The following is a 15,543-nucleotide window of genomic DNA, read 5'->3' as shown; positions in this document are numbered from 1 at the left end:
CACCCGATAATTCTGTATTAACGTTTGGAGAATTGGAATTTCTTCCGAGCTTTCTTCTGACCAAATTTCTTGCGTTCTACCATTCTTGGATCTCTTGTAAGCAGACCTTCTGGTTTGAGAACAGTTCGGTTTTCGGCATCTATTTCACACATTGCTCTTGAAAGGGCCAAGCGTACAGCTTCGGCCTGTCCCGTAATACCGCCACCAAAAACATTTACCTTAACATCGTAATCGTCAACAGTATCGGTCAATGTAAAGGGTTGCTTTACCTTGTACTGTAAGGTTGCCGTGGTAAAGTAATCGGCTAAATCTCTTTTATTAACGGTAATGTTACCTTTTCCTTTAGAAAGATACACACGTGCTACAGCAGTTTTTCTACGGCCAATTTTGTGAATTACTTCCATATACTATTATTTAAAATCTTTTAAGTTGAACACGGTAGGCTTTTGTGCCTCTTGCCCGTGTTCGCTACCGACATTTACTTTAAGGTTTCTGAAAAGTTCCGCACCCAACCTGTTTTTGGGTAGCATTCCCTTGATTGCCTTTTCTACAATGCGGGCAGGGTCTTTATCCAAAAGTTGTTTTACAGTAGTTGTCCTTTGTCCCCCTGGATAGCCAGTGTAGCGCAGGTATTTTTTTTCGTCCCATTTGTTACCGGTCATCTGGATTTTTTCAGCATTGATGACAATAACGTTGTCACCACAGTCTGCATGAGGTGTAAAACTTGGCTTGTGCTTACCTCGTAACAATTTTGCGACCTTAGAAGCAAAACGCCCTAATATTTCTCCTTCGGCATCAATCAATAACCACTGCTTATCTGCAGTTGATTTATTGGCTGAAACAGTTTTATAACTTAATGTATCCACTACTGCTGTTTTTACTGATTTTATACTACAATTCCGTTAAACGGGCTGCAAATGTACAATTATTAAGTTGAATTACAAATGCTGGTAACTGAATATTTTTATTTTTTTTATGGTTTGCAAACACCATGTTTTCAACGCTCTATTTTTTTACCAGTGTTCTTTTTATTAAAAAAGACTAAAATAGATTGCCTATTGTAACAAGCCTCATAAAATATTGGTTTTTTCAATTAAATGTGTAGAAGAAATGTTGATAAGCTTATTTTTGATTCAAAGCCTTACGGTAAGATACCCGCTCTTTTTATCTATAGAGGTATAAAACAATATTCGTTATACATCCGATAGCGAGTATTTTACGTATTTACTTAGAAAAAAACCAATAATATAAAATGATATGAAGTACAGTTTTCCATTTCTTTTTTCAGTAGCCATAGTTTTCTTTTCATGTTCATCCGACGACAATGGGGCCCGGCCAAATGAAAGCCCAATTGTGGGTACATGGTCCATGTCGGACATTAACTTGGACAATGATGCCAATACGGGAGAATTACAGCTTGCCGCCTTGGCCATTGAATCTCTTTTGGCAGATAATTGCGAAATCGTGGTATTTACTTTTAGTGAAGACGGTACCCTAGAGTCTAGAGACAAAATTGAAAATCTGGAAGTCACTACGGGTGTAAATGGTTTTGAGGTCAACTGTCCCAATGAAAGCAATATTTTTAATTCAACTTGGTCCTTGGTCGACAATCAGCTTACCATAGTGAATGAAGAAGATATGGAGGAAACCATAGAGATTAACTTAGATGGCAATACTATGACGATTGCCGGTGAAGATGTGGGCTCGGATGATTTCGTGGGAGCAGACGTAGTCTTTACAAAACAATAAGCACTGTATTTACGCCTACCGTAAGCTCTAACAAATAGTTATTTGAGCTTGATGTGTCCATTATTATACATGTAATGGTAAAAAAGGTCTGTCCAGATTTGGGCAAGGTATACCATAATCAAATTTTTTACGTTATAGATAATCCAAAATAATCAAATATACCATTATGAAACACACTACATTAGTAGTATTCTTTACTGCTGTACTTTCTTTTTCGTGCTCTTCTGACAACGATAACGACATGGAGATGGCCGAAAACTCCATAGTAGGTACATGGAGTTTTTCTGAACTGGATTTAAACGGTATCGACGCATCAGGTGAAATAAAACTAGCCAACGATGTTATCAAGGTGTTGGTTGCCCAAGATTGTGAGATCTTAACCTTTAGCTTTAAGGATGATGATACGGTTACCGCTACTTCTAAAGATTTTACCGAAACAGGTCGCGATGTAAAACCTGATGGAAGCGGACTTTTGATAGAATGCCCCGCCAATTCAGTTACGGAGAGTTCCGTATGGAATTTGGAAGGTGATCAATTGACTTTTATCAATGAAGACCAAACCCAAGAAACCGTAACTATTGAGTTAGACGGTAATACATTAACTATCCCAGCAGAGGTGGTTAACGATGACAACTTACAGGGAGCAAAAGCTATTTTCAAAAGAAATTAAATGTGGCCCTAATAATTGTAAAGCCCCGATGAAATTCATCGGGGCTTTACAATATTGTATAATTTCAATTTTTATAAAACTTCGTCTGTATTTTTTGTTCAATGGAATGTATAGAGATAATGTAAATACCTTTTTTTAAATTAGCTACAGGTATATTTAATGCATTTTTTCTTATTTCCCATTGGTGTTTTAGAACTTCGGTACCGTAAACGTCAGAAATCGTAATATTGGCATCATCGCTGTTTTGCAACCCCAAAATGTTGACCACATCAGTCGCCGGATTTGGAAACACTCTTATTTTTTTAGGTTCTGCTATTTCTGTGTTCGGGTCTGCTTGCGAATATATGCAAACCGAGAATAACCATAGGCTGCATATTAAAAACGATTTTCCCATAACCTTAATATAATATATAACTATAGTAATAAAACTACGGGCATACCGTTTATTTGGCAATTTATTGTTGTGAACTTTCTTTAAGACAATATTAAACCATTTAATTAACGTATGTTAACATTTTAAATCAATGCGCTTCCAACCAATTATCACCTGACCCCAACTCAACGTCCAAAGGCACTGCAAGTGTATAGGCACTTTCCATTTCATTTTTAATCAAGGTTTTCAGTTCTTCCAATTCTGGTTTGTAGATGTCAAAAACCAATTCATCGTGCACTTGTAAAAGCATTTTTGATTTGTAATTGCCTTTGGATAACTTTTTATGAATGTTTATCATCGCAATTTTGATGATGTCCGCAGCACTTCCCTGAATAGGAGCATTTACGGCATTGCGTTCTGCGGCGCCACGCACCACGGCATTACTCCCATTGATATCTTTTAGATATCTACGCCTTCCTAAAACGGTTTGTACATAGCCGTTGTCACGGGCAAAGTCTACCAGTTCGCTCATGAAGTTACGAAGCTTAGGGTACGTTTTGTAATAAGTATCGATAAGCTCTTTTGATTCCGCACGGGAAAGATCGGTCTGGTTGCTCAAGCCAAAAGCCGATACGCCATATATGATGCCAAAATTTACGGTTTTGGCATTGCTTCGCTGTTCACGGGTTACCTGTCCAATGGGTACATTAAAAACCCGTGATGCGGTTGAAGCATGAATATCTTCTCCGTTTTTGAACGCTTGTATCATGGTGTCCTCTTCGCTCAGAGCGGCGATGATACGGAGTTCTATCTGTGAATAATCCGCAGCCAACAAAATATAATCTTCGTTGCGTGGGACAAAGGCCTTTCGCACCTGCCGACCACGTTCGGTGCGGATAGGAATATTCTGTAAATTAGGGTTATTGCTGCTCAAACGGCCTGTGGCAGCGACGGTCTGCATGTAATCAGTATGCACACGCCCTGAGGATGGCTCTACCTGTTCCGGCAGTGCATCAACATACGTGCTCTTTAGTTTCGAAAGTCCGCGGTAGTCCAGAACGTTTTGAATAATTTCATGGTCTTTGGCCAAATAAGAAAGTACATCTTCTGCGGTGGAATACTGCCCCGTTTTTGTCTTTTTGGGTTTGTCAACAAGTTTTAATTTATCAAAAAGGATTTCGCCCAATTGTTTTGGTGAGCCAATATTGAACTCCTGCCCGGCAGCTTTGTATATTTTTTGTTCAAGTTCGGCGATGTCATTGTTTAAATCGCTGGAAAGTGAATTCAAGAATTCCTTATCTAAATTGATGCCTTCCAACTCCATATCGGCCAACACCCGTAATAGTGGGATTTCAATATCATTAAAGAGTCCGTCAGTCTTGGCTTCGGCCAGTTCGGGTCTAAAATGTTGTGCCAGCTGAAAGGTAATATCCGCATCCTCTACGGCATATTCTGTTTGTTTCTCCAAAGCAACATCACGCATAGAAAGTTGGTTCTTCCCTTTTTTGCCAATGAGTTCTGTAATAGAAACCGGTGTATAATTTAGATAGGTCTCGGCAAGTACATCCATATTGTGGCGCATATCTGGATTGATGAGGTAATGTGCCAGCATGGTATCAAAGAGTTTCCCTTTTACCTGAACGTTGTATTTATGAAGTACTTTGATATCATATTTTAGGTTCTGCCCTATTTTTTCGATGCTTTCCGATTCAAAAAATGGTCTAAGCTGTTCTACAAGTTCTTGTGTTTCATTTTTATCGTCCGGGAACGGTACATAAAATCCTTTTGTAGCCTCCCATGAAAAAGCGATTCCGACCAGTTCGGCCGTTAACGGATTCAACCCTGTTGTTTCCGTATCAAAACATACTGAAGTCTGTTTCATCAAATTCTGTAAAAAGAGCTTCATGGCCATTCCGGGAGCAACGCTTTGGTAGACGTGGGGAATATCTTTTATCGTATTTCTGCTATTTGTATCTTTTATCGTGGCCGGCGAGGCCCCATCACCACCAAACAAAGAGAATTGACCACTGCCAGCAGATGTAGAGACTTTTTTAGCGGTTTCGCTACTTGTAACTTGAGTTTGCGCCGTATCTTCATCGCCGGAAAATATTTTCAAGAATTGATCTTTGAGCCTTCTAAATTCCAATTCTTCAAAAATTTCCTGAACTTTTTCATTATCGGGGATAGACATTTCGTAGTCCTTGGCATTGAATTTTACATCGCAATCAATGCAAATGGTCGCCAGTTTTTTGGAAAGAAGGCCCAATTCTGCATTTTCCTCGACCTTTTCCTTCATTTTGCCCTTTAATTTATCGGTGTTGGCCAATAACGCTTCCATAGAGCCAAATTCTTCAATGAATTTTTTGGCCGTTTTATCACCTACTCCGGGCAATCCGGGAATATTGTCACTGGCATCGCCCATCATCCCCAAATAATCTATGACCTGTTCGGGGCGTTCCACGCCAAAGCGTTTCTGGACTTCGGGAATGCCCCAAATTTCGATGCCGTTACCCATACGGGCCGGACGGTACATAAAGATGTTCTCGGAGACCAACTGCCCAAAGTCCTTGTCCGGGGTTACCATGAAAACCTTGTAGTCCTCTTTTTCGGCCTGTTTGGCAAGTGTGCCAATGATATCATCGGCTTCCCAACCTTCCAAAACCACAGATGGGATATGCATGGCTTTGAGAATATCTTGTATGTAGGGTATGGCAATACGTATGGCATCGGGGGTCTCGTCACGATTGGCTTTGTATTCGGGAAACATCTCGGTACGCTCCGCACTTCCTCCTTTGTCAAAACATACGGCCAAATGGTCCGGTTTTTCCCGTTTTATGACATCAAAAAGCGAGTTCATAAATCCCATGATGGCCGAAGTATCCATGCCTTTGGAATTGATTCTTGGATTTTTGATAAGGGCATAATAGCCGCGGAATATCAATGCGTATGCATCAAGTAAAAAAAGTCTTTTTTGGTCTGCCATCTTTAGAAATTAAAAGTGCGAGGTTAAAAGTACAAAGTTTGTTTTGAAAAGAAATAAGATATTGAACGCAAGAAGTGGAACGCTTTGTTTTTGAGTATTAAAGTTCCCAGCGTCGCTATGCCTTTAAAAAGCTGTCAGAGGGGTTGTTCACATGCCCTTCGCCCGAATATGTTCTGTAGCTAAAACCTGGTTGTATGCAATACCCGCCTGTTTCTCCTTTTTTATTGATGGCAATAAACCCGATTTGGAAATCGTTACGTTCCTTATTTTTGGCCATAATGCGTTTAACCCCTTCCTCGCAAGCTTCTTGGGGCGATTTTCCTTGTCGCATTAACTCAACAATCAAAAAACTGCCTACCGTTCGTACTACTTCTTCGCCAACTCCCGTAGCCGTGGCCCCACCAACTTCATTGTCTACAAAAAGCCCTGCCCCGATAATCGGGGAATCGCCTACACGGCCTGCCATTTTATAGGCCATGCCACTCGTAGTACAACCCCCTGCAATGTCTCCGTTTTTGTCAATGGCCAACATACCTATGGTATCGTGATTTTCAATATTGATGATAGGTTTGTATTCTGAGGTTTTTTTCCATTCCAACCATTCTTTTTTGGATTGTTCGGTAAGTAGGTCTGTTTTTTCAAACCCTTTTTCATAAGCGAACTGTTCCGCTCCTTTACCTGCCAACATCACATGGGGCGTATCCTGCATTACCTTGCGGGCTACAGAAATAGGGTTGGCTATGTTCTGCATGGCGAGAACAGCACCGCAATTACCATCTTTGTCCATAATGCAGGCATCCAAGGTCACGTTACCATCCCTATCGGGGCGACCACCAGTACCAACCGTTTGGTTGTTTACATCATTTTCCTCTACCATAACACCTTGTTCAATGGCATCCAAGGAGCTTCCACCGGTATTCAAAACTTCCCAGGCTTCTGCAGAAGCGTTCAAGAAATTCCATGTACAAATTACGATGGGGCGTATGGTTTTTGAATCATTTACTTGCACTGTTTTCTTGGTGGTATCTTTTTTACAAGAAGTCAAAAAAGGGGTAGAAACTATTCCGGCTGTTGCAACACCGGAATTTTTTAAGAACTTTCTTCGTTTCATCGGTCGGGTTGTTTACTTTTAGATGGCTAAATATAAGAATATGCTTGTAGAAGTTTGTGCCAATTCTTTAGAATCTGCCTTGAATGCACAAGAAGCGGGAGCTAACCGTATTGAGCTCTGTTCAGAGTTGGCCGTTGGTGGAATTACCCCTTCCTACGGACTTTTAAAAGCCGTCAGGGAACGCGTTACAATTCCCGTTCATGTATTGATTCGCCCTAGAAGCGGAGATTTTACTTTTTCAAATGTTGATTTCGATATTATGAAAAAAAATATAGCCCTTTGCGTTGAAATGGGCTTTCATGGTATTGTTTCCGGGGTATTGCATAACAATTTTACTTTGGACGAAGAAAGGACGGAAGAACTGGTAAAGGCTTCGGGAAGCCTTAATTTTACTTTCCACAGGGCTTTCGATTGGGTCAAAGACCCGTTTGAAACGGCAATGCGGTTAGAAGCAATGGGGATTGATTATATATTGACATCGGGTCAGCAAAAATCCGCTCTGGAAGGTATCGGTTTATTGCACGAACTGCACCAGAGTACATCAACGTGTAAAATTATGCCGGGCTCGGGTATCAACCCTAAAAATGTGCATCAATTCAAAGAAAAAGAATTTGAAGCCATTCATTTATCAGGTGTCCGTTTTGAAAAAACATTGGATGAAATTCCAAAAGTCTCCATGAACTCTCCCACATTTTTGCATGACGACGGCATCGGGTTATCTCATTTTGATGTCATCAGGGATGTGGTGAGTACCGTTAAATAAAACGTAAAAGGGTACGGCCATGCCGTTTCAAAAAATATCTTTGTAAAAAAGACAATATGCTCCGTTGGATTATTTTCATTTCCATTTATATTGCAATCAGTATATATGTATTGCAAGGCTTAAAGGCGGCCAGTCGTTTCCCTTGGGTACATTATGCGTATATAACGATTTCATTACTTGTCATCGGTAACTTTATATTCCAGTTCACGTTCGGGGAGCAAGAGGGCAGGGTGCTGAGCGTGGCCAAAAGTTATGCGTTCGGCTTTTTGCTGGCCATGATAGCTTTTAACCTGGTTACCATAGTCTTTTTGTTTTCAGAGGACATATACCGATTGATTGCCGGCACCTATCATAAAATTTTTGGTGAGTCAAGGGAATTCAGCGTGCCGGCCAGAAGGCGTTTTTTGAGCCTTATGGCTTTAGGTATAGCTTCTTTGCCCTTTGGTGCATTACTTTTTGGTATGTATAAGGGCAAATACAATTTTAAGGTATTGAAGTACAATTTGGAGTTTGACGATTTGCCCGACGCCTTTCACGGCTATCAGATCACGCAAATATCAGATGTGCATAGTGGCAGTTTTGACGACAGGGAAAAAATTGAATATGCCATAAACCTGATCAACGAACAAAATAGCGATGCCCTTCTTTTTACGGGCGATATGGTAAACAACAAGGCCGAGGAAATGAAACCTTGGGCCGAACTTTTTTCTGGACTTCGGGCTAAGGACGGTAAATTTTCCGTGCTGGGAAACCATGATTATGGGGATTATGTACAGTGGGAATCAGATGCCGCCAAAGCAAAAAATCTGAACGATTTGAAAAACCTGCAGCGTGAAATGGGGTTTGACCTGTTGTTGAACGAGCATAGGTATCTCAAAAAAGGGGACGATAAAATTGCTTTGATAGGAGTTGAAAACTGGGGTAGGGGCGGTTTTAAAAAAGCTGGTGACCTAAAAAAAGCCGTCTCGATCATACACAAGGATGATTTTAAAATTTTGATGAGCCACGACCCCAGTCATTGGGAAGATGTGGTCATACATGATGAGCACCATTATCATTTGACCTTGAGCGGTCATACCCATGGCATGCAATTTGGCATAGAAATCCCCGGTTGGATAAAATGGAGCCCGGTAAAATGGCGTTATAAATACTGGGCCGGTATTTATGAAGAGCTAGGGCAGTATATTAACGTGAACCGTGGTTTTGGTTTTTTAGGCTATCCGGGTAGGGTAGGTATTTGGCCAGAAATTTCAGTAATCACGCTCAAAAAGAAATCCTTAACATGAATTTAACTCGGTAAGAAGGGCTTAATCTAAAGTGCTTGCGACGGTATTTAACATTTTTTATTACATTTGGTCAATAACCCAATGATTAAGGTATGTCTAAATTTGGTGAACTCATAGATTTGAAAATTCCTGTACTGTTGGATTTTTACGCAGAATGGAACGAGCAATCTACGGCAATGCACCCTGTGTTACGGGATGTAGCCGCAGCCTTGGGCGATAAGGGCAAAGTCATAAAAATTGATGTGGACAAGAATAAAGAACTGTCCCAAGCATTGCGCGTAAAGGGTTTACCTACCTTGATGATTTATAAAAAAGGAGAAATGGTATGGCGCCAAAGCGGTGAACAAGATGCCAATACCCTTATCGGTATCCTTAACGAATATGTTTAGTTGCCATTTGGGAGCAAAACCGAATCCATCTCGCTTTCAATAATCGTATTATCCATATTAATGGTGTCGGAAATAGGTATAGTGTCCATCATATCCGGATTGCCCATTGGTGGCGTTGATAGCTCTTCTTCCAAATCGGTATCCTTGTAAAAATGATTGAAACGATCAATATATTCATTGAATATTAGCGTCTCTTTTTCTGCAAATTCCCGGTCGTTATTGGTAATGAGAATATCGATATTTCTTCGATAACCCTCCATGTCGCCAATAATGTCATCAATATTGTCATACTGCTCGTCCAAGGGAACGTTCGCATAATATTCCAATCGCTCTTGATACTTCTTTTTTAGGCCGTTGTACAATTCCCTGGCCTTTTGTTTCTCCCCTACTTTGTAATAACCGTCTACAAAAGGTTCTACAAATGCATAAAAACCGTAATAGTCCAAAGGCATATTTTTCATGGCGATATTGATAACGTCTTTGGCCTTGTCAATTTTGTTTTCATTGATAAGGGTTTCGGTCAATCTTGCCAAATTTCCCCGGAAAGATAATCCTTGGGTCCTGGTCTGTGGGTCATGATAAATGTCTGGACTTCCCGAATTGCCCCATTCCCATTTTTTAACGATATCATACATTAAGTCGCTATCGATTCGTCCCATTTCGTACGGACTGGAATTTTTCGTCTTTATCGGGACCAATTTATACAGAAGACCATCTAATTGTAGATAATCTTTCATCCAAATATATTCTGCTTTGTCAAAACTTCCCCCGGAGAAATAAATGGGCCTTTTCCAATCGTTATTGGCCAATACATCCAACATTAAAATCCGGTTTTTGGGTAATGCGCTCTGAGGCAGATCAATGTCAATATAATCAACGATAAGTGCGGAGTCCTTCTGTTTGACCAAACCGCTTTCCAAAACGTTCTTTTTGTTTACAGGTACTCGTATTTTATATGTTGGGTAGTATACGATATCCAAAGTGCTTTCGGAATATTGACTAATATCGATACCTTGTTTTTCGAAAATATACTTAAGCTTGGTCTGTGGTTTGTCGCTCTCGATCCAATTCATAAAGTCCTTGATGTCCCATCTTTTTTCGGATAATCCTTGGTAATAAATGACATCACGGGTACCGTACCTATATTTATCGTGCGTTAATTGTGATGGTATAGGGTCGCTCTCATATGCTTTTCGCTTCATTTGGTCTATATACCAATCTGTTGCGAAAAGACTGGTATTGACGACACGAACATCGGTCCTATGGCCTTCTATTTCTTGAGCGTACCATAAAGGAAATGTATCGTTATCGCCGATGGTGAACAATATGGCTCCGGCATTTTCCTGCGCCGAGTCCAAATAGGCCTTTGCCGTTGAATTTGCGGTAAACCTTCCCGAGCGGTCATGGTCGTCCCAATTTTGGTAGGCCATTACTACTGGTACCGCTAATAGGCATATTATGGTTATCGCAGGGGCCAATATTTTGGGTTTGACGAACCTTCTGAACTCATCAAAAAGCCCGTATACCCCCAATCCTATCCACAATGCGAAAATGTAAAAAGAACCTACGAGCGAATAGTCTCTTTCCCGTGGTTGAAAAATACCCGGATTGGTATAAAATTGAATCGCTATACCTGTAAACATAAAGAATACAAAAAGTACCCAAAATTGTTTTGGGTTTTTGGAAATCTGAAATACCAACCCTATGATTCCCAATATCAAAGGCAGGAAGAAATAGGTGTTTCTACCTTTATTGTTTTTAATATCACTAGGTAGGTTATCTTGACTGCCCAAACGTGCACTATCCAAAATGTTGATACCGCTTAGCCAGTTACCATTCTCATCATACCTGCCTTGAATATCATTTTGCTTGCCCACAAAATTCCACATAAAATAACGCCAGTACATGTATCCAAACTGAAATTGGAACATATACTTTACGTTTTGCCATATAGTAGGTGGCTGTACCTCAATGTAATCGCTGAACTCACGTAGAAAACGAATGTACTGGTCAGCATCCAATTCTCCCTTTTCATACCCTTCCTTAAACTGACCAACGGCCTGCTGTAGCTCTTGGTTGCCCAAATATTCGGGTTTTATGGTGAAGTCCAACGGGTCAAAATACTTCATATAATTTTCAGCATTTTGATCACTCCACAATCTGGGGAGTAATCCAATATGATCATCGTTTGGGCCTTGTAATGCATCTTTATACTTGTTTACGATAATATACTTTCCCGATTTTAGGTCTTTTTCATATTTGGGCTTTTCATCGATATCTTCTCCCGGAGGAGCAAACATATCCGAATAATAAGACCCATAGAACGGGCTCTCAACACCGGGGTATTGTTCCCGATTGTAATATGCCAAAAGCGCCCTGGCATCTTCAGGATTGTTTTCGTTGACCACAACATTGGCATTGGCACGTATGGGCAGCATCAACCAAGAGGAGAAGCCTAAAAACAGGAACATCAAACAAAGTACTATCGTATTTGCCGTCTTATAATCATTGTTGCGCGTGTATCGTAATCCAAAATAAAATGCGGCAGCAAAGACCAGTCCTATAATAATCGTCCCAGAGTTAAAAGGTAATCCTATGCTGTTGACGAAAAAGACCTCGCCCCAGCCAAAAAATTTGAGTACATAGGTCAATGAAAATTTATAGACCAGCATTAAAATAGCGACTACCGAGATATTGGCGATCAAAAAGTTTTTTACCGTGGTTGTTTTATAGGTCTTAAAATAATACAAAAGACCAATTGAAGGGATGGCCAAAAAACCCATAAACTGCACTCCGAAGGTAAGTCCTATAACAAAAGAAATGAGCACGATCCATTTATTGCCCCTGGGGTTGTCGAGGTTATCCGTCCATTTAAGCCCCATCCATAAAAGAACGGCCATAATTAAACTGGCCATGGCATATACTTCGGTCTCTACGGCATTGAACCAAAAGCTGTCCGAATAAGTAAATGCAAGAGCACCCACGATACCGCTTCCAAAAATGGCCATAGCCTTACCATTGCTGGTAATTTCCTCACCTTTTTTTATAAGTTTTCGTGTGAGGTTGGTAATGGTCCAGAACATAAATAAGATGGTAAAAGCGCTTGATACGCCCGAAACGTAATTTACCATACGGGCCACTTGGTCATCTGCCAATGCAAACATAGAAAAGAAAGCACCTATCATTTGTAAAAGCGGTGCTCCCGGTGGGTGTGCTACTTGTAGTTTGGCCGAGGTGGTGATGTATTCCCCAGCATCCCAAAAACTACCTGTGGGCTCTACCGTAATACCATATGTAACAAGGGCTATAAAAAAAACAACCCATCCTAGGATGGTGTCCCATTTGTCGAAGTTTTTTGCGAACATGTAACTAGTTTATTTACCAATTGGGCGAATTTACTAATTATAATAGATATGGTTATCTAATTTTTATAAAGCTTTAACAGAGCTGTGGCTTACTTTTAAATGATTGTTTTAAAAAATGTTTGGCGAAACAAAACTTTGTATTAAATTTGCACCCTCGAATATTAAATATATTTGGTATTTGAAAAAATATTGGCCCATGGTGTAATTGGCAACACTCCGGTTTTTGGTACCGTCATTCAAGGTTCGAGTCCTTGTGGGCCAACATAGATTAACCCTAATTAATTGTTTTTTAATTGATTAGGGTTTCTTATTTATTAATTGTACGAACATATGTACTATTTTTTCTTGCTAAACTCGACTATTTTCATGTATGGTTGATTTAATATCGCGTAATTTGGAGGGTTAAAGTCTTTCTTGTCAAATTTCCCCCACATATCTCTGATTGTACTTTCTAAAAGGTCATCATAATTTTGAACCTTATGCGAAGATTCCTCGTTTACAATTTCTTCAAACCTTGTTGTCACGTTCATAAATAGGAAACCATCGCAAGTTTTTGGTCTAGACGCAATACTGAAGCCTTCAGTGTGAATTTTAACACTACTATTGCTTCTTAAAAAAATTCTCAACTCTTTTATAGAAACATAACTGTATTTATTCTCTCTTTTCGACATTAAGATTGGAACATTCTCATCATAAAGGGAAAAACTAATCAAAAGATGATAGTATTGAGATTTATAGTGTTTCATTAAATCCCTTTCTTCTATGATTTTCTTTTGCTTTATTGCCCAAGATTTGAGACTTTCAAAAGGTATTTTTGGTTTAAACTTATCTCTCCTTATTGTTATAACATCATCGGTAAAAATATACCCAAAAAGACCAGGAAGAGTATTAATTCTTATTCCTTTGGATATCACAACTGAATGACTATCGCCAAACGCAACAAGATTCAATCCTAAAGCTAATTTACCTAGAAGTACCTTTCCATGATTGATATCTGTCAATTCAATAGGTAGTGATTTTAATCCTTGATTTATTGTTTTTATTGGGACATCAGATTGTGGGTTTTCTAGATAATCAATGATTTCTGGAAAACCAATAGATTCTAATTTGTTAGGTATAATTGATGTTTCTACGCCATTTATATCCTTTATTGTTATATTTACGTTTGGTGATGGGACCAAATATTTTATTAAATCATATAAACTACGATATTTTGACCCTGGTTTGTTCATAAATCCATCCTTTGCGTATGGGTCTGAATGCAATTTTATTTTCAAGGAAGTACCTCGGTCAATTATCGATTGTTTTTCATCTTTTGTTGGTTTTCTTAGAAGAGGGGTTGAATTTAGACCATCATAGAAGTCTAACGTGCTCATTTCATCTATCGAAGTTCCGTACTTCCATGATGTAACAGTTATTTCGTTTCCAAGCATGAATGATGAAAAAAAACCAATACCAAATTTTCCGATAGCATCAAAACCTTTAGCTCTGACACCTTCAAAATCATTGAAAAATTTTCGACTTTTCCAATATGAGCCACCAAAGTCGAGTAATTCTTCTGTCATTAAGAATTTACTCATTCCAATCCCATTGTCTATAACTTTAAGAATAAAGTCGGATTCTTTTTTTTCAAGAAGGATTTTAATTGAACCAACTTCGAGATTTTCTTGGCCACTGTAAATTCTATATAGATTTATTGCATCCAGACTATTTTGAATTAATTCCCGTAATGCAAGATTAGAATGACCGTAAAGTTTTTCTCCTCCCATTTCTTGGGCAATATGAACTGGGTTATTGACCTTTATTTTAGTGTCAATTGAATTCCAATTGAGAGTTCGAATATGGTTTTTTCCTAAATTTAAGGTGTCGTTAATTGATTTTACTCCCTTTGCCAATAAAACTTGTTGCCCTTTATCTACAAAATATTCATTAGCTTTCTTTAATTCTTTGTCCAGAACTAAAAGAGCCTCATAGCAAAACCACCATGCTTTTTGTTCATTTTCCTTAAATGGTGAGTTTGTGTTGTACGACAAGTATCCATCATCAAGTAATGTTGGAAAACCAAGTTTCTTTTGAAAGCTCCAATGATTGCCAGAGACACCTTCGATTTCTTTTATCATTCGATTAGTTTTTGGAGTTCTTAAATTATCTATATGTGCTGCATCACATGTTCTAAGTAATAATGCTATTTTCTGACAATCAATTCCCCAATCCGTTGGGAAGGATGGTGGAGAGTATCTTTCTCCAAATTCCCTTTCAATAAAATTTATTTCGCACGTATGACTTTTAGCAATTTTACCTATTATATCCCCGAGCTCTTCCCTTAGCTTCGTATTGTTAATTAAATATTCACCTTCTTTTAATCTTTCAGTTGCAGCTCTTAAAGCGAAATCACCATGCCTTTGACGTGTGGTGTAAAATAAAGCTTCGCTGTTAGATTTGTCATTATTCCCATGGAGCGAAATGTAATCGAAATAAATTGGGTCATTTTCTATTTCCTCTTTATTGTCCAAAATTGAATAGCACATACCAGCGTCATGAATTAAGAAGACAGTATGAAGAATAAAACCTTCCAATGGGTTAAGGAACTTTTCCTGATCGCCAATAATAAGATTTGCATAATTCCAAAGCATCCTGGAATGTTTTATGCTGTGATCTGTTAATAATGGAAATATTACAGATATGTTATGTAAATAACTCTTAACATTTTCTTCAATTGATAGTATGTTAGATTTTAAAAAGCTAATCTTGTCTTCATTTTTCCAAATCAATGACGAAAATGTTTTTTTGAAAACTAAAATGTCTTCACAATTAATAGTGTCTTCCATATTTTATAAGGCTTATTTTTTGGTAA

Annotated in this window: 12 protein-coding genes and 1 tRNA gene; 6 read left to right on the top strand and 7 right to left on the bottom strand. The window is 38.9% G+C overall.

What is annotated here, in order from left to right:
• Window positions 1-17 precede the first annotated feature (17 nt).
• Both rpsI and rplM read right to left on the bottom strand, forming a co-directional pair.
• Complete coding sequence (rpsI, locus tag HYG79_RS04300; protein WP_179240933.1) at window positions 18-404, bottom strand: 30S ribosomal protein S9; 387 nt, start codon at window positions 402-404, stop codon at window positions 18-20.
• Window positions 405-410: 6 nt separating this feature from the next.
• Window positions 411-866, bottom strand: coding sequence for a 50S ribosomal protein L13 (rplM, locus tag HYG79_RS04295; RefSeq protein WP_179240932.1), 456 nt, complete (start codon window positions 864-866; stop codon window positions 411-413).
• Between the two features lie 391 nt (window positions 867-1,257).
• Here rplM and HYG79_RS04290 point away from each other — a divergent pair, with 391 nt between their 5' ends.
• On the top strand, window positions 1,258-1,749 hold the full coding sequence (locus HYG79_RS04290; protein WP_179240931.1) for a lipocalin-like domain-containing protein: 492 nt from the start codon (window positions 1,258-1,260) through the stop codon (window positions 1,747-1,749).
• Between the two features lie 166 nt (window positions 1,750-1,915).
• A complete protein-coding gene (locus HYG79_RS04285) occupies window positions 1,916-2,419 on the top strand; it encodes a lipocalin-like domain-containing protein (RefSeq protein WP_179240930.1) in 504 nt (167 codons plus the stop codon).
• Between the two features lie 64 nt (window positions 2,420-2,483).
• On the opposite strand, the gene HYG79_RS04280 is transcribed toward HYG79_RS04285, so the two are convergent.
• The 3 genes from HYG79_RS04280 to HYG79_RS04270 all read right to left on the bottom strand — a co-directional run bounded on the left by HYG79_RS04280 (window position 2,484) and on the right by HYG79_RS04270 (window position 6,886).
• Complete coding sequence (locus HYG79_RS04280; RefSeq protein WP_179240929.1) at window positions 2,484-2,813, bottom strand: T9SS type A sorting domain-containing protein; 330 nt, start codon at window positions 2,811-2,813, stop codon at window positions 2,484-2,486.
• A 127-nt stretch (window positions 2,814-2,940) separates the two neighbouring features.
• Window positions 2,941-5,775, bottom strand: a complete 2,835-nt coding sequence (polA, locus tag HYG79_RS04275) for a DNA polymerase I (protein ID WP_179240928.1) — start codon at window positions 5,773-5,775, stop codon at window positions 2,941-2,943.
• A gap of 115 nt (window positions 5,776-5,890) precedes the next feature.
• Entirely contained in the window at window positions 5,891-6,886 is a 996-nt protein-coding gene (locus HYG79_RS04270) for an isoaspartyl peptidase/L-asparaginase family protein (protein WP_179240927.1), read from the bottom strand.
• Between the two features lie 40 nt (window positions 6,887-6,926).
• On the opposite strand from HYG79_RS04270, the gene HYG79_RS04265 reads away from it, so the two are divergent.
• The 3 genes from HYG79_RS04265 (at window position 6,927) to HYG79_RS04255 (ending at window position 9,324) form a co-directional block, all read left to right on the top strand.
• Window positions 6,927-7,649, top strand: coding sequence for a copper homeostasis protein CutC (locus HYG79_RS04265; protein ID WP_179240926.1), 723 nt, complete (start codon window positions 6,927-6,929; stop codon window positions 7,647-7,649).
• A 56-nt stretch (window positions 7,650-7,705) separates the two neighbouring features.
• The gene (locus HYG79_RS04260; RefSeq protein ID WP_179240925.1) at window positions 7,706-8,935 is read left to right on the top strand and encodes a metallophosphoesterase; all 1,230 of its coding nucleotides are present in this window, start codon (window positions 7,706-7,708) and stop codon (window positions 8,933-8,935) included.
• 92 nt (window positions 8,936-9,027) lie between these two features.
• Window positions 9,028-9,324, top strand: a complete 297-nt coding sequence (locus tag HYG79_RS04255) for a thioredoxin family protein (RefSeq protein WP_179240924.1) — start codon at window positions 9,028-9,030, stop codon at window positions 9,322-9,324.
• Here HYG79_RS04255 and HYG79_RS04250 read toward each other — a convergent pair.
• Complete coding sequence (locus tag HYG79_RS04250; protein WP_179240923.1) at window positions 9,321-12,689, bottom strand: glycosyltransferase family 117 protein; 3,369 nt, start codon at window positions 12,687-12,689, stop codon at window positions 9,321-9,323. The two genes, HYG79_RS04255 and HYG79_RS04250, sit on opposite strands and share 4 nt — an antisense overlap.
• A 190-nt stretch (window positions 12,690-12,879) precedes the next feature.
• Between HYG79_RS04250 and HYG79_RS04245 the strand changes: the two genes are divergently transcribed.
• Window positions 12,880-12,951 (top strand) — tRNA-Gln (locus HYG79_RS04245).
• A gap of 73 nt (window positions 12,952-13,024) precedes the next feature.
• Here the strand turns inward: HYG79_RS04245 and HYG79_RS04240 are convergent.
• The gene (locus tag HYG79_RS04240) at window positions 13,025-15,517 is read right to left on the bottom strand and encodes an HD domain-containing protein (RefSeq protein ID WP_179240922.1); all 2,493 of its coding nucleotides are present in this window, start codon (window positions 15,515-15,517) and stop codon (window positions 13,025-13,027) included.
• Window positions 15,518-15,543: the final 26 nt, after the last annotated feature.

This window comes from Costertonia aggregata, assembly GCF_013402795.1.
Classification (GTDB): domain Bacteria; phylum Bacteroidota; class Bacteroidia; order Flavobacteriales; family Flavobacteriaceae; genus Costertonia; species Costertonia aggregata.
Note: the sequence above shows the minus strand (reverse complement) of the source record. Positions and strands in the feature narration are given on the sequence as shown.